This is a genomic window from Ruegeria sp. AL11 (genome assembly GCF_056540865.1).
The window spans coordinates 217,108-241,014 of record NZ_JBQFXO010000010.1 but is presented as its reverse complement, the minus strand read 5'-3'; the positions used below and the strand labels follow the sequence as shown (position 1 = coordinate 241,014).

The window sequence follows — 23,907 nt, the reverse complement described above, 5'->3', positions numbered from 1 at the left end:
CAGAACCTGAGTGCATTTCCAGCAGGAGCCTTCATGCGTTTGCTAAAAGAACCGCTGTTCCATTTCTTCCTGATCGGGGCGGCCATATTCATCTGGTTCCACATCTTTTCGCCGGAATCCGAAGCCGCAGTAGACAGTGAGAGGATAGAAATCACCGAGCAGGACGTCACGCTGCTGTCTGACCAATTCGAAACACGCTGGAAACGCCCACCCAACACAGCCGAGCTGCAAGCCTTGGTCGACGCCTCAATCCGAGAAGAGGTTCTGGTGCGCGAGGCGAAGAAGCTTGGTCTTGATCGTGGTGACACGGTCATCCGGTCACGACTAAGCCAAAAGATGGGCTTTCTGACCGAAGCCATTGCCGCATCAGTTGTTCCGGAAGAGGAAGTGCTAGAGGCGTTTCGTCAGCAAAATCTGGATCAATACGCGACACCACACAAGATTGCTTTTACTCAAGTCTTTTTGGGCGAAAACCCCGCTGACGGCGAAGTCGAACAGGCCCTGGAGGCGTTGCGTGCGCAGCAAGAACCGGCTGATCTCAGCAAGTCGACCCTCTTGCCCGCCTCGATGCCGCTGTCAGCCACACGGGTTGTCGACTCGGTTTACGGAAATGGGTTCTCGGATGGTTTGACAACCCTCGCAAAAGGGGAATGGGCCGGTCCGGTTCTGTCCGGCTACGGTGTTCATCTGGTCAAGGTCCTTGAGATTGAACCCAGCAAGAACCCGCCATTGGAAGACATTCACGAGGTTGTTTTGCGGGACTGGCTGCGTGCGACAAGCGAGGATTTGGCGCAGGCGCAATATGAAACACTGGCCCAAGGCTATGAAATCATCGCTCCGAATGTTGCGGAGCTGTCTGAATGAAGGCGGCACTCTGTTCTCTGATCTTGCTGCTGTTTTCATTCACGGCAGGCAAGGCAACCGCGCATGCCCTTGATCCCGGTTACCTGGAAATACGCCAAATCGCGTCGGATAGTTGGAGCGTTCATTGGCGCAAACCGGATGTGAATGGCCGACCGATGGCGATTGACGCTGTATTGCCCGAGGTCTGCACCCCGGCCCGAGGGCCAGACCCGGTGGCCGGGAACAGGGCGTGGGTCTCGTCGTGGGTCACAGAATGCAGCGCGGACATTGCCGGTCAGCCCGTCACGATTGAGGGCTTGGAGATCCAAAACAACGATGTTCTGGTGCGCCTGCATCCGTTGCAGTCAGAACCGCTGACCCTTCGTTTCACGCCGGATGCTGCCGTCCAGACCATACCGGTGGCACAGTCAACATGGTCCGTACTGGCCGCGTATTCCGTCTTGGGGTTCGAGCATATCCTGGAAGGCTGGGACCATCTTCTGTTCGTCCTTGCCTTGTTCATTCTGGTCCGTGATCGCTGGCGGCTGATCGGGGCCGTCACCGCGTTTACCTTGGCGCATTCGATCACGTTGGCGCTTGCTACCTTTGGCGTTCTGAACGTTCCCGGGCCACCGGTCGAAGCTGTCATTGCGCTCTCGATCGTTTTTCTGGCGATGGAGATTGCAAAGGATGGCGAAGGCAGCTTCCGGCTGTCAAAGGAGAAACCATGGATCGTCTGCTTCGGCTTCGGGCTTTTGCACGGGCTGGGCTTTGCTGGGGCTCTGGCGGATATTGGTCTGCCTGCCAACGACATTCCTGCGGCCCTACTAGCGTTCAACCTTGGCGTTGAAGCCGGGCAGCTGTGTTTCATTGGGGCTTTGGCCCTTGTGGTTGCAGTATGGCGGCAGGTTGCGTTGCCACTGGGCCAAAAGGCCACGATCGTTGCTGCCTATGGCATTGGTTCCGTGTCGATGTATTGGTTGATTGAGCGCACGGCTGGATTTTGACGCCAGGCCTTGCCTTCGGATACTGAACGCGTTTCTGCTTTTGGTGACAGCTTCGCGACCTATGTCCAAAACGTGTTTCGTCAAAAAGAAAAAACAACCGGTAAAATGACGGAATCACCCGTTAAATCGTCAATTTAGTCCCTGCGAAATGACGATGTTCTCCGCCACTCTGGATTGAAAACCAGACTGAGGAGGCGCGTTATGGGCTGGAATATTTGCATCGTAGGGGCTGGAAAGATCGGGCAGATGATTGCCACGCTGTTGAAAGGGTCGCCAAACTACAGCGTCACGGTTGCGGATCATGATCTCAAGGCCTTGGGCGATATTGCCAAATTGGGCGTGGCGACCAAGCAGATTGATGCCTCGGATATTGAAGGTCTGGCGCAAGGCCTGAAGACGTTTGACGCGGTGATCTCGGCGGCTCCGTTCTTTTTGACACCGAATATCGCGAAAGCTGCTCAGCGGGCCGGGGCGCATTATTTTGACCTGACCGAAGATGTGGCCGCAACCAATGCCGTGCGTGCTTTGGCAGAAAACAGTAAGACCGCGTTCATGCCCCAATGCGGGTTGGCGCCCGGCTTTGTCGGCATCGCGGGGGCGTCGCTGGCCGCTGAGTTTGATGAGATCGACAGCCTGCATATGCGGGTCGGGGCCTTGCCTCTCTTTCCGACCAACGCGTTGAAATACAACCTGACCTGGTCGACCGATGGGCTGATCAATGAATACTGCAACCCTTGCGATGCCATCGTGAACGGCGAACGGGTTAAGACCGCTCCGTTGGAGGACTATGAGGTCCTGGGCCATGACGGGGTGGAGTATGAGTGCTTCAACACCTCAGGCGGCCTTGGAACCCTGCCCGAAACCCTTGAGGGCAAGACGCGGGCGGTGTCCTACCGCTCGATCCGCTATCCGGGTCATTGCGACATCCTGAAACTGTTGTTGAACGATCTGGGGCTGGGGCAGCGCCGCGATCTTCTGAAAGAGATTTTTGAGGCTGCCCTTCCGCGCACTGATCAGGATGTTGTGCTTGTCTATTGCACTGCCAAGGGCAAGGTCGACGGCGCCCTGCGCGAAAAATCCCTGATCAACAAAAGCTTCGCACGTGAGATCAACGGACAAGTCTGGAGCGCCATTCAGGTCACCACTGCAGCGGGCGTACTCGGCGTGGTTGATCTGATGCGTACGGGCGTTCTGCCCTCGACCGGCTTTGTCCGACAGGAGCAGGTGAAGCTGTCCGATTTCCTGAACACCGAATTTGGCCGGCTCTATCGGGCGGGCGACGTAACCCCACAGAACAAGGCGGCGTAAAAGATGAAAGACGTTGTGATGACTGCAGAAACCACTCTGGCAAACCTCGATCTGACCGCAGCAGAGCTGACAGGCGGTACGTTGGCGGTACGGTCTCCGATCGACGGGCGCACTCTGGCCGACGTGCACGAAACACCGGCCTCTGAAATGGAGGCGATCCTGACCAATGCCAAAACCGCCTTCAAAGCTTGGCGCACCGTGCCCGCCCCGCGGCGAGGGGAACTGATCCGTCTGCTGGGTGAGGAATTGCGCGCCGCCAAGGACGACCTGGGCGCCTTGGTCAGTTGGGAGGCGGGCAAGATCACCTCGGAAGGCTTGGGCGAAGTGCAGGAGATGATTGATATCTGCGATTTCGCCGTCGGCCTGTCGCGGCAGCTTTACGGTCTGACCATCGCCTCGGAACGTCCCGGCCACCGGATGATGGAGACTTGGCACCCGGCAGGTCCGGTTGGCGTGATCTCGGCCTTCAATTTCCCGGTTGCGGTCTGGTCGTGGAATGCGGCGCTGGCGCTTGTCTGCGGCGATCCGGTGATCTGGAAACCGTCTGAGAAGACGCCTCTGACCGCGATGGCCTGCCAGAAGATCTTTGAACGCGCGCTGGCCCGGTTCGGGGATGCGCCCGACAATCTGCTGCAAACGCTGATTGGCGGCGCTGCTCTGGGTGAAGCTCTGGTAGCCAGCGAAGACGTGCCAGTGATTTCGGCCACCGGCTCGACGCGTATGGGCCGCGCGGTTGCGCCGATTGTGGCGGCGCGGTTCGGCAAGTGCATTTTGGAGCTTGGCGGGAACAATGCGATGATTGTCGGCCCGTCGGCCGATCTGGAAATGGCGGTGCGGGCGATTGTCTTCTCGGCGGTCGGGACGGCGGGTCAGCGCTGCACGACACTGCGCCGCCTGATCGTCCATAACTCTATCAAGGATGAGTTGGTCGCGCGTCTGAAGAAAGCCTATGCCGGATTGCCCATTGGAGATCCGATGGCTGAGGGTACTTTGATCGGCCCGCTTGTCGATGAGGCCTCAGGCGCGGCGATGACAGCGGCGCTGAAGGCGGCTGAAGCCGAAGGCGGCGTGGTCTTTGGTGGAAAGCGCGTCACCGACGGCGTTCCGGGCGGTGTCTATATGGAGCCTGCCATCGTTGAAATGCCCGGCCAGACAGCAATGGTGAAAACGGAAACCTTCGCGCCGATCCTCTATGTCATGGGCTATGACGATTTCGACGATGCCATCGAGGTTCAGAACGGTGTGCCGCAGGGCCTTTCTTCGTGCGTCTTCACCTTGAACATGCGCGAGGCCGAGCAATTCCTGACCGCAGCCGGATCGGATTGCGGTATCGCCAACGTCAATATCGGCCCGTCCGGCGCCGAGATCGGTGGCGCTTTCGGTGGTGAAAAGGAAACCGGCGGCGGTCGCGAAAGCGGCTCGGACGCTTGGAAAGCCTATATGCGCCGTCAGACCAACACGGTGAACTATTCGGCAGAGCTGCCGCTGGCGCAGGGTGTAAAGTTCGACATCTGAACGCTCGTCCGGCGGCGTGATCGCGCCGCCGGGCCATCAATCTGAAAACAGATAGTCCAGCTGCATGATGGATTGGGCTGTCTCGTTTTTCACACCGAGGAACTTGGAGATTGCGGCCTCATTCTCGGCCCGATCCGATGTCTCGCGCAGGCGCAGATAGCCATCAATCCCGGCCTTGCGGATTTCTTCGTACTCGTGTGCCAGATCATTGCGCAGGGTTGGCAACAGGCGCGCGACGGTCTCGGTCGGGCTGTTTTCACCCGCCAAGCCAACACGGCGCGCATGGCCGATCAGGTAGTCGTCGGAATACTGACACTCGATCTCCAGCACATGGGTCTTGGCGGCATCGCCGCAGAAATCCTGAATGGCGTCCAGATTGGCCGGATCAAGGCACAACGCCAGTTGGTTCGATCCGAAATGATCAAACAGCATTCGCACAACGGCCCGTCTGTGGCGTGAACGTTTGGTCAGAGTCGTCTCGATCCCGCCCAGATCCGGCAGCGGAGTGTCCTGCTCGTTGAACAGATATTCGAGGCAAGGGATGTCGGTGACCGAAGCGATCTGATCCACCAACCGCTTTGCCACGTGCCACTTCTTGCAGACGATCAGAAACAGCTCTCTTTCCGGGCCCAGCGTATTCCCGGCCTCCCAGAACCGCTGACCGAACCGGCGGCCTACACGCCCACGCCCGGCAAGGAAGGCATAGAGGTTGCGCCCCTCATCCGAAATCGGGAAATCGACACCGGTGCTGGCGTAGAGCGTTCCGAGACGCTCTTTCAGCTCATGCGCTTCGGGGCTGATCTTGCGGGCAAACAGGTAATTCTGCCCCAGCAACATGTCGAAGTGATCATTGTAGAAGGTCACCGGCATGCCGTAGTCCGAGAACATAAGGAAGGTTAGCGTGCGGTTTTCGATTTCGTCTTTTGGGATCAGGTGCCGGACGAGCGTCTGAAAGAAAGTCTCGTCCGGGATCCAGGTAGAGGAGAAGAACCGGACCACATCGCGCCGCTGTTTCAGGAAATCCAGAATCATCTCGACCGTGCGGCGGCGCAGGCACCACCACTGGCTGCCGATCATCACCTGGATATCGTCGGGGATGTCGCGTGTGACGTTGAAGCGCTTCTGCAACTCATAAGCGGTATAGAATCGCTTGGGCTGCGTGCGTTCGTTGAAGTAATGGCGGTAAATCAGCCGGTCTTCTTTCATGCCGGTCTTGATCCAGTTGCTGGCAAAAAAGTCGTGGCTTTCGATGAAATCCGTGTCGTGTTCGTCCAGAAAGTTATGGGCGTATTCTGCTGTTTTGATGGCCATGCAATCGCCCGACAGCATGTAGAAATGCGTTGCACGGGGAAAGGCGCTTTCTGCTGCTTGCAAGGCGTGCAGGGTGGCCTGCACCAAAGACCACTCACCCCAACCGCATTTGATGCGTTTGGCGGCGAAGGCGACGTTCGGATTGTCCTTCAGGGCGGTGCGGATGCGATCATAGTCCGATGCCTTGGCCCGTGCATCGAAATGAATTGCCATAAAATCGCCGACGGCGGTCAATTGCTCAGCCTGCGCGATGATCGCGTCGGGGTCTTTGTGACACAGCAATATGTAGGCAATCTTCGCCATGTTGGTCCGCTATTTCCGTTTCTGCCCGCTTGCACTCGTGATACTGAGGATGAGCGATTGAATAAACCGAATAGTTTTGGTTCTTTGCTTGTAAAACGACTTGCGCGTAACAAGTTCCGAGATTTTGAGGAGGCATAGCAGATGGGGTTCCCCGGCACCTGGATGACCGAAAGCGAAAGCATGGTGTACCGTGTTGTGCCGAAATGTGCCTGCTCGACCATTGGCCAGATCATGTATTATTCCGATCATGGCCGGTTTTTTGATGGCGACATTCATGATGCCAAGGACGGGATGCATAAATGGGCCTTTGACCACAGCCAGGGCACGATCTCGGCTAATGTGCGCAATCACGGGTCTTATGCGTTCACCTGTGTGCGCAATCCCTATACGCGGATCCTCAGCTCTTTCTTCGACAAGATCTGCGGTATTCAGCGCAACGGCAAGCGGTACCGAGGCAAGCTGGTGCCGACGCTGGTTTATAACTACGGTATCGAGGTTGGCGGCGACGATGGAAAGGGTGAGTTCGACCAGATCGCCAGTTTCCGCCGCTTCCTTCTGTTTGCGCGGGATACGATCCGGTGGCGCAGGCCGATGGACCCGGATATCCACTGGTCGGCCATGTCGGGGCATGTGTCGACCTTTGTGGTTAATGGCGGGCGCTATGACAACATTTTCTGGACTGAGAAGTTCAACGACGGAATGCAGGATGTTTTGAACCATATCGAGACCGCGCATCCCGTGACCCTATCTGAGATCCCAAGGTTCAATGAATCCGAAGGCCACGGGCCCAAGCGCGCTCACCCTGTCGAGGACTATTTCGACGATCTTTCGATGCATCTGGTCTATGAGATCTACAAACAGGATTTCGAGCTGTTCAAATACGATTTCGAGAACCCGGCAAACAAGATGCCGGTGGGTGAGATCGACTTGGATGAAATCCACGCGAAACTCGGATCGTAACCCTGGCTGATTTGAGGCAAGGGAATGCTCCCGCCCATCGTCAATGTCTCTTAGGAGACATCTCCTCTGGTTGGGCCCGGCGCTACGCTTTGCGTGGCGCCGGGCCCAAGTCCGAAAACGGAGTATCGGCGTAGCCGATGGCACGGATCGGGCGCGGGAGCGTTTGGGATTGTGCCATTGGTCGGTGAGGTATCGATTCCCAGCTAAATGGGAGTCGGGGGTCCCTCGACGTTCCGTTCGTGGGCGATGAACTGACGGCCAGTTTCTGTAGTATGGATGGGCCTCAAGACGTGTCGGTCGCATGAGTGTGTACCGAAGAGGACAGTCCGACAGTAGGATTGCTCCATCCGCCCCAAAAAAAGGCCCCATCCGCTGGGCGGGTGGGGCCTTTGGATTTCGCTCCCGAAGGCGTTACAGCTCTCGCACGGCTCCCTTTGCTGCGCTAGTGGTCAGCTTTGCATAAGCCTTCAGCGCAGTGGACACTTTGCGTTTGCGCGGCGCTGCTGGGGCCCAGCCTTTTTCGTCCTGAACCTTGCGCCGTTCGGCCAGATCCTCATCCGAGACCGACAGATGGATCGAGCGGGCAGGGATGTCGATTTCGATCTTGTCGCCGGTCTGCACCAAGCCGATGACGCCACCTTCAGCCGCCTCAGGCGAGACGTGACCAATCGACAGGCCCGATGTGCCGCCCGAGAAACGACCGTCAGTCAACAGGGCGCATGCTTTGCCCAGACCTTTGGATTTTAGGTACGAGGTCGGGTACAGCATCTCCTGCATGCCCGGCCCGCCGCGCGGACCTTCATAGCGGATAACCACCACATCGCCCTCTTTCACCTTGCCGGTCAGGATGTCGCTGACCGCCTGATCCTGGCTTTCGCAGACATAGGCCGTACCGGTGAATTTGAGGATGTTCTCATCCACACCCGCGGTTTTCACTATACAACCGTCACGGGCGATATTTCCGAACAGAACCGCAAGACCACCGTCCTGACTGAAGGCGTGCTCCTTGGAGCGGATGACGCCACCTTCGCGGTCGGTGTCCAGCGCTTTGTAACGGTTTGACTGGCTGAAGGCCTGCGTGGTGCGGACCCCGCCGGGGGCCGCTTTGAACAGCTCTTGCGCCTTCGGGTTGTTGGCAACCTTGATGTCCCAATTGGCAATCGCCTCGCCCATGGTAGCTGAATGCACGGTGCTGCAGTCTTCGTGCAGAAGCCCGGCGCGGCTCAACTCTCCGAGGATCGAGAAGATGCCGCCTGCGCGGTGGACGTCCTCCATATGCACGTTCTCGGTGTTGGGCGCGACCTTGCACAGACACGGCACATTGCGGCTGAGGCGGTCCATGTCGGACATGTTGAAATCGACGCCGCCCTCATAGGCAATGGCCAGCAGGTGCAGAACAGTGTTGGTCGATCCACCCATGGCGATATCCAGCGACATCGCGTTCTCGAACGCATCAAAGGTGGCGATTTCGCGGGGCAGGAAGCCCTTCTCGTCCAGATCGTAGTGCCGTTTGGTGATCTCGACGATGCGGCGACCGGCTTCAAGGAACAGCTCTTTGCGGTCTGAATGGGTTGCCAGAGTCGAGCCATTGCCCGGCAGGGCCAGACCCAGCGCCTCAGCCAGACAGTTCATCGAGTTCGCGGTGAACATGCCCGAGCAGGAGCCACAGGTGGGGCAGGCGTTTTCCTCGATATGTTTGACCTGTTCGTCGGTGTACTTGTCATCCGCTGCGGCAACCATCGCGTCGACCAAGTCGATCTTCTTCACGTCCAGATCGGCGATGTCGATCTTGCCGGCCTCCATCGGACCGCCCGAGACGAAGATCGCAGGGATGTTCAGGCGCATCGCGGCCATCAGCATGCCGGGGGTGATCTTGTCGCAGTTCGAGATGCAGACCATCGCGTCGGCACAGTGCGCGTTGACCATGTATTCGACCGAATCCGCGATCACCTCGCGCGAGGGCAGCGAATAAAGCATGCCGTCATGGCCCATGGCGATGCCGTCATCTACCGCGATGGTGTTGAACTCTTTGGCGACGCCGCCAGCGGCCTCAACCTCGCGCGCAACCATCTGGCCCAGGTCTTTCAGGTGAACGTGGCCGGGCACGAATTGGGTGAACGAGTTGACGATGGCGATGATCGGTTTGCCGAAATCGTCATCCTGCATACCGGTGGCGCGCCACAAGCCGCGCGCACCGGCCATGTTGCGGCCATGGGTAGAAGTTCTGGATCGGTACATTGGCATGATGCTGTTTCCCTTTTGCCCCGGTTGCGATATGCGGGGTGCGTACGTTATAGCGCACGTACCACATGTGCGTTATAACGCACAAGACAAATCGTTGGGCGCGGATATGGAATCGGACGAAATTACGCTGAAACTAAAAGAAGTGCGGGCGGCGTCGGGCCTAAGCCTGTCCAAAGTGGCCGAGTTGACGGGTGTCAGCAAAGCCATGCTGGGCCAGATCGAGCGTGGCGAATCAAGCCCCACAATCGCGACCCTGTGGAAAATCGCCAAGGGATTTCAGGTTCCACTGAGCGCCTTGATCGGGACTTCGGACGCGCGTGCGCGGGGCGTGTTCCGGACCGTGACCTTTCCGGGCAGCATTCAGGTCAAGATCGTCTTTCCCTTCGATCCCGCCCTTGGGGCCGAGACCTTCCATGTCGAACTGGCCGCCAATCAAAGCCACGAATCCCCGGCCCACGCCGCCGGGGTGACCGAGGAGGTCTTTGTGCTGAACGGCGCGCTTGAAGTTTTGCAGGATGGCAAATGGGTCGCCCTCAAAGCCGGTGAGGGACTGCGCTTTGCCGCCGATCTGCCGCATGGCTATCGCGCTGGGCCAGATGGGGCAGCCTTTCTGAACATGCATCACTATTTTCAACCGGCCGAGTTGGCCTCGGTCGGGTAGCCCGGCCTTTCAGGATAATTTGCAATGACGGACGTGCTGAACAGCCTGACTATCGTGGATGCCGTGGGATCAGCTGGCGCACTTGTCGTGGTCGCGGCCTATTTTGCAACGCAGATGCGGATGATGAATTCCGACGATCTGGCCTTTCCGGTGATCAATCTGCTGGGGTCGGTGCTGATCGCCTACTCTCTGCTGCATAACTTCAATCTGGCCTCGATGCTGATCGAGGGGTTTTGGATTGTCATCAGCGTGATCGGGATAATTCAGTATTTCCGGCTGAAACGGCGCGCGGAATAGCGCTAACCCGGCTTGAATACGGCCCTTTGCGCGTATAGGGAAAACCCAACCGCGCAAAGGGGAGGCTTTGATGCAAGACGATCCCAAAACCCTCGTTTCTACCGACTGGCTTGCCGCCCATCTGAAGGACCCGGATCTGCGAATCCTGGATGGATCGTGGTACCTGCCTGCGCAGAACCGTGATGCCAAGGCGGAATATGACGCGGCACATATCCCCGGCGCCCGGTTCTTCGATATCGATGACATTTCAGACCACCGTTCGGACCTGCCGCATATGGCCCCACCGGTCGAGAAATTCATGTCGCGCCTGCGCGCTATGGGAGTGGGCGATGGTCATCAGGTGGTAGTCTATGACGGGGCCGGGCTGATGTCGGCCGCGCGTGTCTGGTGGCTGTTCCGGCTGATGGGGCAAGAGAATGTCGCCGTTCTTGATGGTGGTCTACCGAAATGGCAGGCCGAGGGGCGCGAAGTCGAAGACCTGCCACCCGTTATCCGGGATCGCCATATGACGGTGCGGGTGCAGAACCATCTGGTGCGGGATGTGACCCAGGTCTCGGCGGCCGCCAAGCTGGCCGATCATGAGATTATCGACGCCCGCTCTGCCCCCCGTTTCGCGGGCACCGAGGCCGAGCCGCGCGAAGGTCTGCGCTCGGGCCACATCCCGGGATCGCGCAACGTGCCCTTCGGCCAATTGCTGAACAAGAACGGCACGATGAAATCGCCCGAGGATTGCCGCGCCGTATTCGAGGCCGCAGGCGTGGATCTGTCTAAACCCGCGATCACCTCCTGTGGGTCGGGCGTGACAGCAGCGATCCTCAGCCTTGCGCTGGAGCGCATGGGCAAAAAAGACCACTCGCTTTATGACGGGTCATGGGCCGAATGGGGCGCCTTCCCAACCCTGCCTGTCGCAACCGGAGAGAACTGATGTTCGAGAACCTCAAGCCGCAGCCAGCCGACAAGATCCTGGCGCTGATGCAGATGTACCGTGAAGACCCGCGTGACCAGAAGATTGATCTGGGCGTCGGCGTCTACAAGAATGCCGAGGGCGTGACCCCGGTGATGCGCGCCGTTAAGGCCGCCGAAAAGCGCATTCTCGAAGAGCAGGAGACCAAAGCCTATACCGGTCTGGCAGGTGATCCGGCCTATGCCGATGCGATGATCGGCCTGATCCTCGGCGACGCAGTACCGCGCGCTAATATTGCCGCCGTTGCGACCCCGGGTGGCACCGGTGCCTGCCGTCAGGCGTTCGAGATGATCCGCATGGCCAACCCCGAGGCCCGCGTATTCGTGTCGAACCCGACATGGCCGAACCACCTGTCGATCCTGAATTATCTGGGCATGGAGACTGTCCAGTATCGCTACTTCGACGGCGAAACCCGTGGCGTCGATTTCGATGGCATGATCGAGGACCTGAAAACTGCCAAGGCGGGCGACGTGGTTCTGCTGCATGGTTGCTGCCACAACCCCACCGGCGCGAACCTGAACCTGATGCAGTGGCAAGAGGTTGTGAACCTGATCAACGAACTGGGCCTCGTGGCGATGATCGACATCGCCTATCAGGGTTTCGGTGACGGTCTTGAGGAAGACGCGCAGGCCACCCGTCTGGTGGCATCGTCGGTCAAGCGCTGCCTGATCGCGGCGTCCTGCTCGAAGAACTTCGGCGTGTACCGTGAACGTACCGGCCTTCTGATGGCGATCAGCGATGACGCGGCGCAGACCTCGCTGAACCAATCGACGTTGGCCTTCCTGAATCGCCAGAACTACTCGTTCCCGCCGGATCACGGCGCGCGCGTTGTAACCACGATCCTGACCGATGACGCCTTGCGTGCCGATTGGCAGGCCGAGTTGGAAGAAGTCCGCCTGTCCATGCTGGGCCTGCGTCAGCAACTGGCGGATGAGCTTCAGCGCCTGACCGGGTCGGATCGGTTCAGCTTTGTCGCCCAACACCGCGGTATGTTCTCACGTCTGGGTGCAGCACCTGAGCTGGTTGAGAAACTGCGTGCGGACCACGGGATCTACATGGTCGGCGACAGCCGCCTGAACATCGCCGGTCTGAACGCAAACACAGTGCCTATTTTGGCAAAAGCGATCGTGGATGTGGGCTGCTAAGCCACCCTTTGGAAAACAAGAAAGCCGCGAAATTCGCGGCTTTCTTGCTTTGGCGGTCAGGACTTGATCCAAGCCCAGGCTTTATCAAGTTCGTCGGTGGTAAAGTGCTTTTCACCGATATCGAGCTTGGCGGCAAATTTCGCGTCGATCTCGACCAGGTGACCCAAGAACACGCTGTCAGCGACAATCGCCAGCTTACCAAGTTTTTTCATATTCTTGATGATCCATTTCAGATCAGTCATTGCGGCCTCAAATGTGGCAGAGACCCCTTTGTCAACGACCACGAGCACGCTGATCTTGGCGTGATCTTTTAGTATGTCTTCGGCTTTTTCGATCAACTCACGTTCCTGCGTGATGTCGATTTTGCCGGCAATTTCTAGGCCGAGGATATTGCCCTCGCTTTGGTCCAGCACCTTGTACATAACTCTCTCCCGATCTGATGTACGTCTTTGCGACCGTTGATTGGTCGGCTGTGTCCAGTGTTCAGCCATATACCAGAGTTGAGGGTGCAAGGGATCAACCAAAAGCAAAATGGCCCGGCATTGCGCCGAGCCATTTCAAAGGTGTTGTAGGCGGCACTTACCCTTTCGAGAACTCGGGGTAAGCTTCCATACCCAGCTCTGCCATGTCGAGGCCGTTGATCTCGTCCTCTTCGCTGACGCGGATGCCAACGATGGCTTTCAGGATGGTCCACAGGATCAGTGCGCCAACAAAGGTGAACACACCGTAGGCCGCGATACCCAGCAACTGGGTGCCCAGGGACGCCTCGCCGTAGAAGATGACGGCGATGGTGCCCCAGATACCTGCGAACAGGTGAACCGGAATTGCGCCAACAACATCGTCCAGCTTGAATTTGTCCAGCATAGGGACAGTGAAGACCACGATGATACCGCCAACTGCACCGATCCACAGTGCGCCGAACAGGGTCGGGGCCAGAGGTTCAGCGGTGATCGATACCAGACCGGCCAGCGCGCCGTTCAGCACCATGGTCAGGTCAGGCTTTTTGTACAGCAGTTGGGTCAGGATCAGCGCGGTTACGGCACCGGATGCAGCTGCCATGTTGGTGTTGGCGAAGATACGCGACACGTCCGTTACATCGCCCACGGTGCCCATCGCCAGCTGCGAGCCGCCGTTGAAGCCGAACCAACCCAGCCACAGGATGAACGTACCCAAAGTTGCCAGCGCCAGGTTCGAACCGGGCATCGGATGGACTTTGCCGTCCTTGTACTTGCCGATACGCGGGCCCAGAACGATCACGCCTGCCAGAGCTGCCCAGCCACCGACCGAGTGTACGACGGTCGAACCAGCGAAATCCGAGAAGCCAGCTTCAGACAACCAGCCGCCGCCCCACTGCCAGGAGCCCGAGATCGGGTACAGGATACCGGTCAGCACGACCACGAAGATCAGGAAGGGGAACAGCTTGATCCGCTCGGCCACGGCACCCGACACGATGGACGCGGTTGCAGCCACAAAGACCAGCTGGAAGAAGAAGTCCGACCCGATCGAGGCATAGTCCAAAGCAGCCTCAGCAGGGTCAACACCAACCGGATCCAGCACGGTTGGGCCGCCAATGGCAAAGAAGCCGTTGAAGTCGCCCGGGTACATCGTGTTGAAGCCAACCAGCCAGTACATGATTGCGGCAATGGAAAAAAGCGCCACGTTCTTGATCATCTGCATGGCCACGTTCTTGGAACGCACCAGACCGCCTTCCAGCATGGCAAAGCCTGCCGCCATGAAGAAGACCAGGAAGCCCGCCATCAGGAACAGCAGGGTGGTGAAGATATACTGGGTGTGCAGCGCAGCTTCGCCTTCGGCGGCAGCCTCTTGCGCCAGACCCATCTGCGGCAGCGCGACAATCGCGGCAGCAGGGATGAGAGATTTCATCAGGTTCATAGTCAGTCCTCGAATGATAGTGAGTGTGGGCGCCTTACAGCGCCTCTTCGTTCGTTTCCCCAGTCCGCACGCGCATGGCCTGCTCGACATCGAGGACGAAAATCTTGCCGTCACCGATCTTGCCGGTCTTGGCGGTGTTGGTGATGGTCTCAACGATCTGATCGGCCATCGTTGCAGGTACCACGATCTCGAGTTTGATCTTGGGTACGAAGTTCACGGCGTATTCCGCGCCACGGTAGATTTCGGTGTGACCGGATTGCGAGCCGAAGCCCTTGATTTCGGTCACCATCATGCCGCGTACGCCCGCTTCGGTCAGTGCCTCGCGCACCTCCTCGAGCTTGAACGGCTTGATTGTCGCAATGATCAGTTTCACGTCTGTCCCCTCTACTACTCCGGATCGGGCCGGCTTGTTTGCACGTGCAGAAAAAGAGCGCGTGTCGGGGCGTTAAGGAACGATTCCCCGACGTGAAGCCGGTTGAAAATGACGCAATATTGCACAATTTTTGCACAAATAGTGCTTAGTGATTAAAAAATAGGCGAAAATGGGAAGGGCAGTTCCGGAAAATCGGACCTCAACATAGGCGGGACGTCAGGGTATGGTGAGGCAAAAGTATAAACGGGCAGAGTTTGAGCATGTCTGAGTCCAAGCGCCGCAAACCGACACTGGTCGCGGATAAAAGATACCCTTCGAAGGCGCGCAAACCTTCGACGACCAAGCGGGCTGCCAAGCCTGCGGGCAAGAAGTCGACCGCCCGAAAAACCACGACCCGCAAGACGGCACGGAAGAAAACGCGCAAGCGGTCGGGCGGCAATGGCGGTGGGTTTTTCCGTCGTCTGTTCCGCTGGATCTGGAGGCTGGTCTGGGGCGTGACATGGCGCGTTGGGGCCGTGGTCGCCATGCTGATCGCGCTGGCGGTGGGCGTGGTCTATACCTCGCTGCCCGATGTCGATGCCTTGCTGGATGGTCGCGCACGCGGCTCGGTCACGATGTTGGACCGCGATGGCAAGGTCTTTGCCTGGCGCGGGGACCAGTTTGGCGGGGTGATCACCGCCGATACCGTTTCACCCCACCTCAAGAACGCCGTCATCGCGACCGAGGATAAACGGTTCTACCGCCATTTCGGCGTCAGCCCGCGCGGTGTGGCCAGCGCGGTTCGCATCAACCTGAGCGAAGGGCGCGGCCCGCTCTCAGGCCATGGTGGCTCAACCATTACGCAGCAGACCGCCAAGCTGCTGTGTCTGGGTGTGCCTTACGATCCCGCCGCGTGGGAGTCGGAGGCCGCCTATGAAGCGGATTGCCGTCAGGGTTCGCTGTGGCGCAAAGGGAAAGAGGCAATCTATGCCCTGGCGATGGAGGTGAAATACTCGAAGGACGAAATCCTGACGATCTACCTGAACCGCGCGTTCCTTGGTGCCGGTGCGCGCGGGTTCGAGGCGGCCAGCCAGCGCTATTTCGGAAAATCCGCCGCCGAGGTCTCTCCGGCCGAAGCCGCGATGCTGGCCGGTCTTCTGGTGGCCCCATCGCGCTATGCGCCGACGAACAACCTGCAACGCTCGCAGGATCGCGCGCGACTTGTAGTCGGGCTGATGGAGGCGCAGGGATACCTGTCCGGCGCACAGGCCAGTGAAGCGCGTGCCCGTCCTGCGCAACTGTCTGAGGCCGCCGCTGCCCGTGCAGGCGGTTATTTCGCCGATTGGGTCATGGCCAGCGGGCCAGAGTTCTTCACCCGCAATACCACCGAGGATGTGGTGATCCGTACAACATTGGATCCGCGCATCCAGACCTCGGCGGAAGAGGCGCTGCAGTTCATCTTTCAGGAGAAGGTCCGGGAAGGATCCAAAGCGCAGGCCGCGATTGTCGTGATGTCGGCGGATGGGGCGGTGCGCGCCATGGTCGGTGGCCGCAAAACCCGCGTCTCGGGTGCGTTCAACCGCGCGACGCAGGCGCTGCGGCAGACCGGGTCGTCGTTCAAGCCTTTTGTCTACGCTACTGCGTTGGAGCTTGGGTATTCGCCCTATGACACGGTGATGGATGAGCCTTACTGCGTGAACATCCCCGGATCGGGTCAATGGTGCCCCAAGAACTACACCAACAAATACTACGGGCAGGTCACGCTTGCCGACGCGCTCAAGAACTCTCTGAACATCCCGGCGGTGAAAGTCGCCGAGATTTCGGGCCTCGATAATGTGCGTACGGTCGCCACCGGTTTCGGGATCGCCAGCGATCTGGCGCAAGGCCCCGCGCTGGCGCTGGGCGCGTCGGAAAGCACGCTGATCGAGATGACGGGCGCCTATGCGGGTATTCTGAACGGCGGCTCGTCGGTTGAACCCTACGGCCTGACCGAGTTGAAACTGCTGGGCGATGAAACCCCGGTGATGGTGACGACCACGGGGATTGGTGAGCGGGTGATCAATGACAAAGCCGCCAAGGAACTGATCTGGATGATGGAGCGCGTCGTGTCCGAGGGCACAGGTGGCCGCGCCCAGCTGCCGGGATGGCAGGTGGCAGGCAAGACCGGAACGACGCAGGCAGCGCGGGATGCGTGGTTCATCGGGTTCACAGCCGACTACGTGGCCGGTGTCTGGATGGGCTATGACGACAACACGCCCCTGTCCGGTGTTACCGGAGGTGGGCTGCCCGCCGAGATCTGGAAAGAAACGATGCTGCGAGTCACCGAAGGGATGACGCCCACGCCTCTGCCGATGATCGCGCCAGAACCGCCTGTGCAGGTCGCGCAACCTCAGCCCCGCCGCAAACAGGGCGGAGGGTTTGAACGCGCCATCAACAACCTGATCCGGGATATCTTCGGCGGGAACTAACACGTCGCGGTCCAAACACAAAAAAAGGCGGCACACTAGGTGCCGCCTTTTTCAATTCAAACGGATTGAGGATCAGACGCTGGCGTCCAGCGCGGCCAGGATTGCATCGCCCATTTCCGACGTCGAAACCGGGGTCACGCCTTCATCGGCCAGCAGGTCTGCGGTGCGAACGCCGTCGGCCAGCACTTTCTCAATCGCGGCTTCCAGACGGTCGGCCTCGGCCCCTTGATCAAAGCTGTAGCGCAGCGCCATGGCAAAGCTGAGGATACAGGCGATCGGGTTGGCTTTGCCTTCGCCCGCGATATCCGGGGCCGAGCCGTGGACCGGCTCGTACATCGCCTTCGGGCGGCCATTCTCCATCGGGGCGCCCAAGGACGCCGAAGGCAGCATGCCCAGCGATCCGGTCAGCATTGCAGCGCAATCCGACAGGATGTCGCCGAACAGGTTGTCGGTCACGATCACGTCGAACTGTTTGGGCGCGCGCACGAGCTGCATCGCGCCGTTGTCGGCATACATGTGGGTGACTTCGACCTCGGGGTAATCCTTGGCGACCTCGTTCACCACTTCGCGCCACAGAATGCCCGATTCCATGACATTGGCCTTTTCCATCGAGCACAGCTTTTTGTTCCGGCGCATCGCCAGTTCAAAGGCCGAGCGCGCAGCGCGTTCGATCTCAGATTCGGTATAGCGCTGGGTGTTGACGCCCACACGCTCATTGCCTTCCTCGAAGATGCCGCGCGGCTCGCCGAAATAGATGCCCGAGGTCAGCTCGCGCACGATCATGATATCCAGACCGGCTACAACATCGGTTTTCAGCGACGAGAAATCCGCCAGCGCGTCAAAGCACTGGGCCGGGCGCAGGTTGGAATAGAGGTCCATCTCCTTGCGCAGGCGCAGCAAGCCACGTTCGGGCTTCAGGCTGAAGTCCAGATCGTCGTATTTCGGGCCTCCAACAGCGCCCAGCAGAACCGCGTCTACCTCTTGGGCTTTGGCCATGGTCTCATCCGACAGGGGTTTGCCATGGGCGTCATAGGCCGCACCGCCGACCAGATCCTCGCTCACGTCAAAGTGAAGGCCGCGATTGGTGTCGAACCATGAGATGATTCTGCGCACTTCGGCCATAACTTCCGGGCCAATTCCGTCTCCGGGCAGGATGAGGAGCGAGGGGTTGGACATCGACAGTCTCCTTGCGTTTTGTCGCAAAGGGCCTAGCGTCTGCGCCGCACCGGGTCAATGAGACGATCCGGATGAATCACGAGGAAAATACATGTTGATACCGGGAAATCCCGTCCCAGGCCTAAAAATTGAAACAGTCGGGCACGGGGTGTTCGATCTTGAGGCCGACAAAGGCGAAAACGGAACGCTGGTGATCCAGTATCGCGGCCTGCATTGCCCGATCTGCATCAAGCAGATGACCGAGGTCGAAGCGGCGCTGGATGATTTTGCCACGCTGGGCGTCGAGGTCATCATGATCACCACAGATACCGCCGACCGCGCGGCTGAGGCCGCTGAAAAGGCCGGTGTATCGCGCCTGCGTGTTGGGCACAGCCTGCCTCTGGCCGCCGCGCGTGAGGATTGGGGCCTGAACATCTCAACCGCGCGTGAAGGCAGTGCCGAGCCCGCTTTCTTTGCCGAGCCGGGGCATTTCTATATCGCTACGGACCGGACGCTGTACTACGCGTGGCAGCAGACAACGCCATTTGGACGTCCGGCCATGGCGGACATTGTTAGTGGTCTGAAATTCACCCTCGGAAACAACTATCCTGCGCGTGGTACCTATACCGGCCCGCTCTAGGCCTTTTATGGCAACGCGACATCGACCCACACCACCCGGTGACGGCTGGCGCGCTGCGCGGTCTCGCGCATCGGGTCCTCAGGGTTGGGCCAGAATACGCCCGAGTTAACAACCTGCAGGTCTGCTGAGGGCAGGACATAGTCCACCCTCAGCTCTCCGACGGCCTTCCAGTTAACTGTTGCGGCGTCGCCCTCTGCGGTCTTGGGCTGTGGGTCCTGCAGACGCGGATCGGAGATAAGCGCGGCGATAGTCTCGGTGCGTCCGTCGCTCTTGCCTGGGTCCAGATTGGCGTCGCCTGCGATAACAAAAGGGCCGTTCGGAACGGGGCCAAGCCGCCCGTCCAGCAGCAGGGACCAGAACCGGATCTCATCGCGATTGCGCAGGCCGTTGCGGTCCTCTGGCCCGTCGAAGACCGGCGGAGTGGCGTGAAAGGTCATCAGATTCAGATGACCAAAAGGCGTGGTGACGGGAACCACCCAATGCCCAGTGGAGGACAGCCTCTGCGCCGCTTGCGCCTGCGCTGACGGGTAGGGCGCGCCATTCACGACCGGCAGTTCAGCACCTGGAAGTTCGGACCACAACAGAGGCGCAAAATCCTGCGTCTCGTCCTGTGCGATATCATACCGGGACAGAACGGCCAGCCCACCATGACCCGTAAACAAGCCCCAACCCTGCGAGTCGCCCGGTCCTTGGGTGCGCTCGTCTCCATCCAGGTCCAGCCCGCTGTCTATCCCGGTATTGGGCTGCGCGGCAAAATGATGTGGATAGTCCAGACCGGCCGCGCGCAGCTCGTCGATCAAAGCGGCCAGCGCCTGGCCACCCAAATCCCAATCGATCCCCTGCAACGCCAGAATGTCGGGCTGGACGGCCACCAAGACGTCAACGACGGCCTGAACCTGATCGTCATCTCGCTGAATATCGCGCAGCAGCAACCCGGGGCCTTTGCGGCTGAGTTCGGTGTTATAGGTGGCAACGCGCACGGTCTCTGCCTGTGCTGCCAGAGGCAGCAACAGCAGGATCAGGGCACGGATCATGCGGTCTGAGTGGACTCGGTCGTGGAATAGGCGCGGCGTTTTTCGACGATCAGCCCGGCAATCCGAAGGGTTGCCATGCCGCGCATGATCATGCTTGCGGGCAGGAAGGCCCAGGCGCACATGGTCCAGATCAGGGTCTGAGGGTTGCTCAGCGAGATCGGGAGCAAGATATTTGTCAGCAGCTTCATCACTGCCGGGATCAGGAAGGGCAACAGGATGCCGATGCAGATGTTCAGGCGCCCATCGCGCTGCAGGCGTGTAACCACGTCTCCGCCCTTGGTCGGGTCGAACAGAGGCAGGTTTGTCCACACATTGAACGCCCCGTTTCCGGTCGGCCAGCCGCGCAGTTTCACAGCATAGGCGAAGCTTGCGATGGTCACCAATGCTGCCATGTAGGCGATGCTGGCAGCGACACGAACAAGCTCAACCAGCGGCTGGGAAGCGTCTGCGGGCAGCATCAATACAATCAGCCGAACCGGCGAGTAGGGGAAATCCACCACATTCGCGACGGACAAGCCCATCGCGTAGGAAAAGCGGGTCATTTCAGTCGGCGCATAGGCGTTTTTGCAGATCAGCGTCAGGAACGTGACCATCGACATCAGGCCAACGAAGCGCAAACGGTTCACCGGCGGCGCATCACGGAATTCGATAAAGCTGGGGAAGGCCGAGTTATATTCGGCAAAGGTCAGGATGAACGCGAGGATCGCGAGGAAGACAATGACCTCGGTCCCGTTCGTAGATGAAACTGGCAGGTACAACGCGGGGGTTAACACCATAACGGCGACCAAAATCCCACGTATCGCCGCCCCTGTCGTGCGTGCAATCACTATCCGAACCCTTTTTCAAACCGGAACCAGCCAATTCTATGTCGGCTTCATTCCAACTTGCGCCCGTCGCCTGCGTTTTATGACGGATACCTCTTTCGGCCCAACATGGACGATAAGCGGTAATTCGCTCAAGCCAGGGTGCAGATAACACGTGATTTCGGGCAAAATGATGGCGCAACTGGTGCGGGATTGCATCAATTTCGACGCAAATCCGACGTGTATCTCAATTTGAGACCTACATGTTGTGGTTCTCGGATTTTCAACCCCAAGAATGCGAACGGAGCCGCCTTGGCGACTCCGTTAGGTTGAGTACCAACAGATTCGTCCCCAGAATCACACCCAGGGACGGGCCTGACCGGCGTGATCTTCGAATTTGTCGATGTGATGGTCTTTTTCCATCGTCAGGCCGATATCGTCCAGACCGTTCAGCAGGCAGTGCTTGCGGTGCGGGTCGATGTCGAAGGTAATCTCAACACCGTCTGAAGTGGTGATCTTTTGATCTTCCAGATGCACGGTCATGCGGGCGTTTTCGCCCTTGTGCGCGTCATCCATCAGTACCGCGTGATGCTCTTCTTCGACTACGATGGGCAGGATGCCGTTCTTGAAGCAGTTGTTGAAGAAGATGTCGGCGAAGCTGGTCGAGATCACGACTTTGATGCCGAAATCCTTGATCGCCCAAGGTGCGTGTTCGCGCGAGGAGCCGCAGCCGAAATTGTCGCCGGCCACCAGAATCTCGGCCTCGCGATAGGCAGGTTTGTTCAGAACGAACTCTTCGTTTTCCTGCCCGTCGTCGTGATAGCGCATCTCGTCAAACAGAACGACGCCAAGGCCGGATCGTTTGATGGTCTTCAAGTGTACTTTGGGGATGATCATATCGGTGTCGATATTGATCAGCGGCATTGGGGCGGCCACCCCGTGGACTTTGTCAAACTTTTCCATGTCTACACTCCTGCGGGGTAGGGCCGCGCCCGTGCCTCGCGTTTAAGCTTCTTTCGCTTCAGTTGTTTCGTCTTTGGGTGCGTTCTTGACGAAGAACGCCATGAAGACCAATCCGAACCCGTTAAACAGCATCTCGATGCCCAGGAAGATCCCCAGAATGCTCAGCAGAGCCTGCGGTTGCTGCCCGACATAGCTCCAGATGATGCCTGCGAGGACGATCGACAAGATGCCCGAGATCATCGTGGGCCAGAAAAACTGAGTTCCCTTCATCTGGAACGACAGAATGATCCGCGCGATGCCGCCTGCCATGAACAGGATCAGCATCACAGTCGCCAGCGTCAGCGTGCCCTGCAACGGGTGATCCAGAAAGGACCAGCCCAGAAACAGCATGACCGCACCCATGATGAGTGACAGGATTTTGTTGCCAACGCCTTCAACCGTGAAGCCGCCAACGACCTGCAGCACGCCCGAGATCAGCAGCAACACGCCGGTTACCACCGTCACGGCGACAGATGCCACGACAGGTGCGCCCAGCACAAAGATACCGAACGCTATGGATAGGAGCCCCAGCAGGAGCCATTTGATCCAGTCACTCATTTGTTCAATCCCTCAAATATCTAGATATGAGGGGACCTTACATCAATTCACGGACGTCTGTCAGCCGTCCTGTGATTGCCGCAGCGGCAGCCATTGCCGGGCTCAGCAGGTGAGTCCGCCCACCACGCCCCTGACGGCCTTCGAAATTGCGGTTCGAAGTCGCGGCACAGCGCTCGCCCGGTTGCAGCTGGTCGGGGTTCATCGCCAGGCACATCGAGCATCCCGCCAGACGCCATTCGAAACCGGCCTCTTTGAAAATCTCGGCAAGGCCTTCTTCTTCAGCCTGCGCGCGGACAAGACCGGAACCCGGCACGACCATGGCGCGCATGCCGTCCTTGATCTTCTTGCCCTTCAGAATTTCCGCGGCGGCGCGCAGATCTTCGATACGACCGTTGGTGCAGGATCCGATAAAGACGGTGTCGACCTCGACATCGCTCAGCTTCTGACCGGCTTCCAGACCCATGTATTCGATCGAACGGCGGGCCGCGTCGACCTTACCGCCCTCGAAATCTTCAGGGTGCGGAACAGTTGCGGTGATCGGCAGCACATCCTCGGGGCTGGTGCCCCATGTGACGACCGGGGCGATATCTTCGCCGCGCAGCGTGATGACCTTGTCGAAATGCGCGCCTTCGTCGGTGTATAGCGTTTTCCACCAGTCAAGCGCCGCTTCCCACTGAGCGCCTTTCGGAGCATGCGGGCGGCCTTTGACATATTCAAACGTGGTTTCGTCCGGCGCGATCAGGCCAGCACGCGCGCCGCCTTCGATCGCCATGTTGCAGACGGTCATACGGCCCTCCATCGACAGATCGCGGATCGCTTCGCCGCAATACTCGATGACATAGCCGGTGCCGCCAGCAGTGCCGGTCTCACCGATCACGGCAAGAGTGATATCCTTGGCGGTCACGCCCGGCTGCAATTTGCCGGTGATCTCGACCTTCATGTTCTTGGATTTCTTCTGGATCAGGGTCTGGGTGGCCAGAACGTGCTCAACCTCGGACGTCCCGATGCCGTGGGCCAGCGCGCCAAACGCGCCGTGCGTGGCGGTGTGGCTGTCGCCGCAAACAACGGTCATGCCGGGCAGGGTCCAGCCTTGTTCTGGCCCGACGATGTGGACGATGCCCTGACGGACGTCATGCACCGGGTAGTAGTGAATGCCAAAGTCCTTGGCGTTCTTGTCCAGAGCCTCGACCTGAATGCGCGATTCGGGGTTTTCGATCCCGTTCACACGATCCGGAGTGGTCGGAACGTTGTGGTCCGGCACGGCAATCGTCTTTTCCGGTGCGCGCACCTTGCGGCCTGCCATGCGCAGGCCTTCGAACGCCTGCGGGCTGGTCACTTCGTGAACCAGGTGGCGGTCGATATAAAGCAGGCAGGTGCCATCATCGGCTTCATGCGCGACATGGGCATCCCAGATCTTGTCATAGAGTGTTTTGGGGGACATCGG

The 23,907-nt window shown here is 59.0% G+C and carries 22 protein-coding genes; 11 read left to right on the top strand and 11 right to left on the bottom strand.

Annotated elements, in window-relative coordinates:
- Positions 1-33: 33 nt before the first annotated feature.
- The 4 genes from ACR0IP_RS17355 (at position 34) to amaB (ending at position 4,673) form a co-directional block, all read left to right on the top strand.
- Positions 34-864: a peptidyl-prolyl cis-trans isomerase gene (locus tag ACR0IP_RS17355; protein WP_480526922.1), complete on the top strand. Its 831-nt coding sequence runs from the start codon at positions 34-36 to the stop codon at positions 862-864.
- Positions 861-1,850 (top strand): HupE/UreJ family protein, encoded by a 990-nt coding sequence (locus tag ACR0IP_RS17350; protein WP_480526920.1) that lies wholly within the window; start codon positions 861-863, stop codon positions 1,848-1,850. The genes ACR0IP_RS17355 and ACR0IP_RS17350 overlap by 4 nt, the downstream gene beginning before the upstream one ends.
- A gap of 201 nt (positions 1,851-2,051) precedes the next feature.
- The gene (locus ACR0IP_RS17345; RefSeq protein WP_480526918.1) at positions 2,052-3,158 is read left to right on the top strand and encodes a saccharopine dehydrogenase family protein; all 1,107 of its coding nucleotides are present in this window, start codon (positions 2,052-2,054) and stop codon (positions 3,156-3,158) included.
- 18 nt (positions 3,159-3,176) lie between these two features.
- A complete protein-coding gene (gene amaB / locus ACR0IP_RS17340) occupies positions 3,177-4,673 on the top strand; it encodes an L-piperidine-6-carboxylate dehydrogenase (protein ID WP_170679692.1) in 1,497 nt (498 codons plus the stop codon).
- A gap of 36 nt (positions 4,674-4,709) precedes the next feature.
- Here the strand turns inward: amaB and ACR0IP_RS17335 are convergent, their stop codons facing one another.
- Entirely contained in the window at positions 4,710-6,287 is a 1,578-nt protein-coding gene (locus ACR0IP_RS17335; protein WP_480526916.1) for a DUF5928 domain-containing protein, read from the bottom strand.
- A gap of 141 nt (positions 6,288-6,428) precedes the next feature.
- Between ACR0IP_RS17335 and ACR0IP_RS17330 the strand changes: the two genes are divergently transcribed.
- Positions 6,429-7,247: a sulfotransferase family protein gene (locus ACR0IP_RS17330; RefSeq protein WP_170692414.1), complete on the top strand. Its 819-nt coding sequence runs from the start codon at positions 6,429-6,431 to the stop codon at positions 7,245-7,247.
- A 411-nt stretch (positions 7,248-7,658) separates the two neighbouring features.
- Here ACR0IP_RS17330 and ilvD read toward each other — a convergent pair whose 3' ends face one another.
- The gene (ilvD, locus tag ACR0IP_RS17325; protein ID WP_170661719.1) at positions 7,659-9,491 is read right to left on the bottom strand and encodes a dihydroxy-acid dehydratase; all 1,833 of its coding nucleotides are present in this window, start codon (positions 9,489-9,491) and stop codon (positions 7,659-7,661) included.
- Between the two features lie 106 nt (positions 9,492-9,597).
- Here ilvD and ACR0IP_RS17320 point away from each other — a divergent pair, with 106 nt between their 5' ends.
- The 4 genes from ACR0IP_RS17320 to ACR0IP_RS17305 all read left to right on the top strand — a co-directional run bounded on the left by ACR0IP_RS17320 (position 9,598) and on the right by ACR0IP_RS17305 (position 12,558).
- Positions 9,598-10,152, top strand: a complete 555-nt coding sequence (locus tag ACR0IP_RS17320) for a helix-turn-helix domain-containing protein (RefSeq protein ID WP_419740649.1) — start codon at positions 9,598-9,600, stop codon at positions 10,150-10,152.
- 24 nt (positions 10,153-10,176) lie between these two features.
- Positions 10,177-10,449: a CBU_0592 family membrane protein gene (locus ACR0IP_RS17315; protein WP_170379799.1), complete on the top strand. Its 273-nt coding sequence runs from the start codon at positions 10,177-10,179 to the stop codon at positions 10,447-10,449.
- 70 nt (positions 10,450-10,519) lie between these two features.
- Positions 10,520-11,374, top strand: coding sequence for a 3-mercaptopyruvate sulfurtransferase (gene sseA, locus ACR0IP_RS17310; protein ID WP_170379797.1), 855 nt, complete (start codon positions 10,520-10,522; stop codon positions 11,372-11,374).
- Positions 11,374-12,558 (top strand): amino acid aminotransferase, encoded by a 1,185-nt coding sequence (locus tag ACR0IP_RS17305; protein ID WP_170661721.1) that lies wholly within the window; start codon positions 11,374-11,376, stop codon positions 12,556-12,558. The genes sseA and ACR0IP_RS17305 overlap by 1 nt, the downstream gene beginning before the upstream one ends.
- Before the next feature lie 56 nt (positions 12,559-12,614).
- On the opposite strand, the gene ACR0IP_RS17300 is transcribed toward ACR0IP_RS17305, so the two are convergent.
- The 3 genes from ACR0IP_RS17300 to ACR0IP_RS17290 all read right to left on the bottom strand — a co-directional run bounded on the left by ACR0IP_RS17300 (position 12,615) and on the right by ACR0IP_RS17290 (position 14,824).
- The gene (locus ACR0IP_RS17300) at positions 12,615-12,980 is read right to left on the bottom strand and encodes a SpoIIAA family protein (protein WP_480526912.1); all 366 of its coding nucleotides are present in this window, start codon (positions 12,978-12,980) and stop codon (positions 12,615-12,617) included.
- A 157-nt stretch (positions 12,981-13,137) separates the two neighbouring features.
- A complete protein-coding gene (locus tag ACR0IP_RS17295) occupies positions 13,138-14,451 on the bottom strand; it encodes an ammonium transporter (RefSeq protein WP_170555187.1) in 1,314 nt (437 codons plus the stop codon).
- Positions 14,452-14,485: 34 nt separating this feature from the next.
- The gene (locus ACR0IP_RS17290) at positions 14,486-14,824 is read right to left on the bottom strand and encodes a P-II family nitrogen regulator (protein WP_170379789.1); all 339 of its coding nucleotides are present in this window, start codon (positions 14,822-14,824) and stop codon (positions 14,486-14,488) included.
- A 260-nt stretch (positions 14,825-15,084) separates the two neighbouring features.
- Here ACR0IP_RS17290 and ACR0IP_RS17285 point away from each other — a divergent pair, with 260 nt between their 5' ends.
- Entirely contained in the window at positions 15,085-17,271 is a 2,187-nt protein-coding gene (locus ACR0IP_RS17285; RefSeq protein ID WP_170767970.1) for a PBP1A family penicillin-binding protein, read from the top strand.
- Between the two features lie 72 nt (positions 17,272-17,343).
- On the opposite strand, the gene leuB is transcribed toward ACR0IP_RS17285, so the two are convergent.
- Positions 17,344-18,447: a 3-isopropylmalate dehydrogenase gene (gene leuB / locus ACR0IP_RS17280; protein ID WP_170379785.1), complete on the bottom strand. Its 1,104-nt coding sequence runs from the start codon at positions 18,445-18,447 to the stop codon at positions 17,344-17,346.
- 91 nt (positions 18,448-18,538) lie between these two features.
- On the opposite strand from leuB, the gene ACR0IP_RS17275 reads away from it, so the two are divergent.
- Complete coding sequence (locus ACR0IP_RS17275; protein ID WP_480526909.1) at positions 18,539-19,066, top strand: redoxin domain-containing protein; 528 nt, start codon at positions 18,539-18,541, stop codon at positions 19,064-19,066.
- 5 nt (positions 19,067-19,071) lie between these two features.
- Here ACR0IP_RS17275 and ACR0IP_RS17270 read toward each other — a convergent pair whose 3' ends face one another.
- The 5 genes from ACR0IP_RS17270 to leuC all read right to left on the bottom strand — a co-directional run bounded on the left by ACR0IP_RS17270 (position 19,072) and on the right by leuC (position 23,904).
- Entirely contained in the window at positions 19,072-20,100 is a 1,029-nt protein-coding gene (locus ACR0IP_RS17270; RefSeq protein WP_480526907.1) for an endonuclease/exonuclease/phosphatase family protein, read from the bottom strand.
- Positions 20,097-20,927, bottom strand: coding sequence for a hypothetical protein (locus ACR0IP_RS17265; protein WP_480526905.1), 831 nt, complete (start codon positions 20,925-20,927; stop codon positions 20,097-20,099). The genes ACR0IP_RS17270 and ACR0IP_RS17265 overlap by 4 nt, the downstream gene beginning before the upstream one ends.
- Before the next feature lie 333 nt (positions 20,928-21,260).
- Complete coding sequence (leuD, locus tag ACR0IP_RS17260) at positions 21,261-21,866, bottom strand: 3-isopropylmalate dehydratase small subunit (protein ID WP_170472726.1); 606 nt, start codon at positions 21,864-21,866, stop codon at positions 21,261-21,263.
- 42 nt (positions 21,867-21,908) lie between these two features.
- Entirely contained in the window at positions 21,909-22,463 is a 555-nt protein-coding gene (locus tag ACR0IP_RS17255; protein WP_170379776.1) for an HdeD family acid-resistance protein, read from the bottom strand.
- 37 nt (positions 22,464-22,500) lie between these two features.
- Positions 22,501-23,904, bottom strand: a complete 1,404-nt coding sequence (leuC, locus tag ACR0IP_RS17250; protein WP_170379774.1) for a 3-isopropylmalate dehydratase large subunit — start codon at positions 23,902-23,904, stop codon at positions 22,501-22,503.
- Positions 23,905-23,907 lie beyond the last annotated feature (3 nt).

Coding starts and splice junctions, on each gene's coding strand:
- ACR0IP_RS17305 (WP_170661721.1), top strand. CDS start 11,374: ATGTTCGAGAACCTCAAGCCGCAGCCAGCCGACAAGATCCTGGCGCTG.
- sseA (WP_170379797.1), top strand. CDS start 10,520: ATGCAAGACGATCCCAAAACCCTCGTTTCTACCGACTGGCTTGCCGCC.
- amaB (WP_170679692.1), top strand. CDS start 3,177: ATGACTGCAGAAACCACTCTGGCAAACCTCGATCTGACCGCAGCAGAG.
- ACR0IP_RS17345 (WP_480526918.1), top strand. CDS start 2,052: ATGGGCTGGAATATTTGCATCGTAGGGGCTGGAAAGATCGGGCAGATG.
- ACR0IP_RS17295 (WP_170555187.1), bottom strand. CDS start 14,451: ATGAACCTGATGAAATCTCTCATCCCTGCTGCCGCGATTGTCGCGCTG.
- ACR0IP_RS17355 (WP_480526922.1), top strand. CDS start 34: ATGCGTTTGCTAAAAGAACCGCTGTTCCATTTCTTCCTGATCGGGGCG.
- ACR0IP_RS17275 (WP_480526909.1), top strand. CDS start 18,539: ATGTTGATACCGGGAAATCCCGTCCCAGGCCTAAAAATTGAAACAGTC.
- ACR0IP_RS17350 (WP_480526920.1), top strand. CDS start 861: ATGAAGGCGGCACTCTGTTCTCTGATCTTGCTGCTGTTTTCATTCACG.
- ACR0IP_RS17315 (WP_170379799.1), top strand. CDS start 10,177: ATGACGGACGTGCTGAACAGCCTGACTATCGTGGATGCCGTGGGATCA.
- ilvD (WP_170661719.1), bottom strand. CDS start 9,491: ATGCCAATGTACCGATCCAGAACTTCTACCCATGGCCGCAACATGGCC.
- leuC (WP_170379774.1), bottom strand. CDS start 23,904: ATGTCCCCCAAAACACTCTATGACAAGATCTGGGATGCCCATGTCGCG.
- leuB (WP_170379785.1), bottom strand. CDS start 18,447: ATGTCCAACCCCTCGCTCCTCATCCTGCCCGGAGACGGAATTGGCCCG.
- ACR0IP_RS17270 (WP_480526907.1), bottom strand. CDS start 20,100: ATGATCCGTGCCCTGATCCTGCTGTTGCTGCCTCTGGCAGCACAGGCA.
- ACR0IP_RS17285 (WP_170767970.1), top strand. CDS start 15,085: ATGTCTGAGTCCAAGCGCCGCAAACCGACACTGGTCGCGGATAAAAGA.
- ACR0IP_RS17255 (WP_170379776.1), bottom strand. CDS start 22,463: ATGAGTGACTGGATCAAATGGCTCCTGCTGGGGCTCCTATCCATAGCG.
- ACR0IP_RS17330 (WP_170692414.1), top strand. CDS start 6,429: ATGGGGTTCCCCGGCACCTGGATGACCGAAAGCGAAAGCATGGTGTAC.
- ACR0IP_RS17300 (WP_480526912.1), bottom strand. CDS start 12,980: ATGTACAAGGTGCTGGACCAAAGCGAGGGCAATATCCTCGGCCTAGAA.
- ACR0IP_RS17335 (WP_480526916.1), bottom strand. CDS start 6,287: ATGGCGAAGATTGCCTACATATTGCTGTGTCACAAAGACCCCGACGCG.
- ACR0IP_RS17320 (WP_419740649.1), top strand. CDS start 9,598: ATGGAATCGGACGAAATTACGCTGAAACTAAAAGAAGTGCGGGCGGCG.
- leuD (WP_170472726.1), bottom strand. CDS start 21,866: ATGGAAAAGTTTGACAAAGTCCACGGGGTGGCCGCCCCAATGCCGCTG.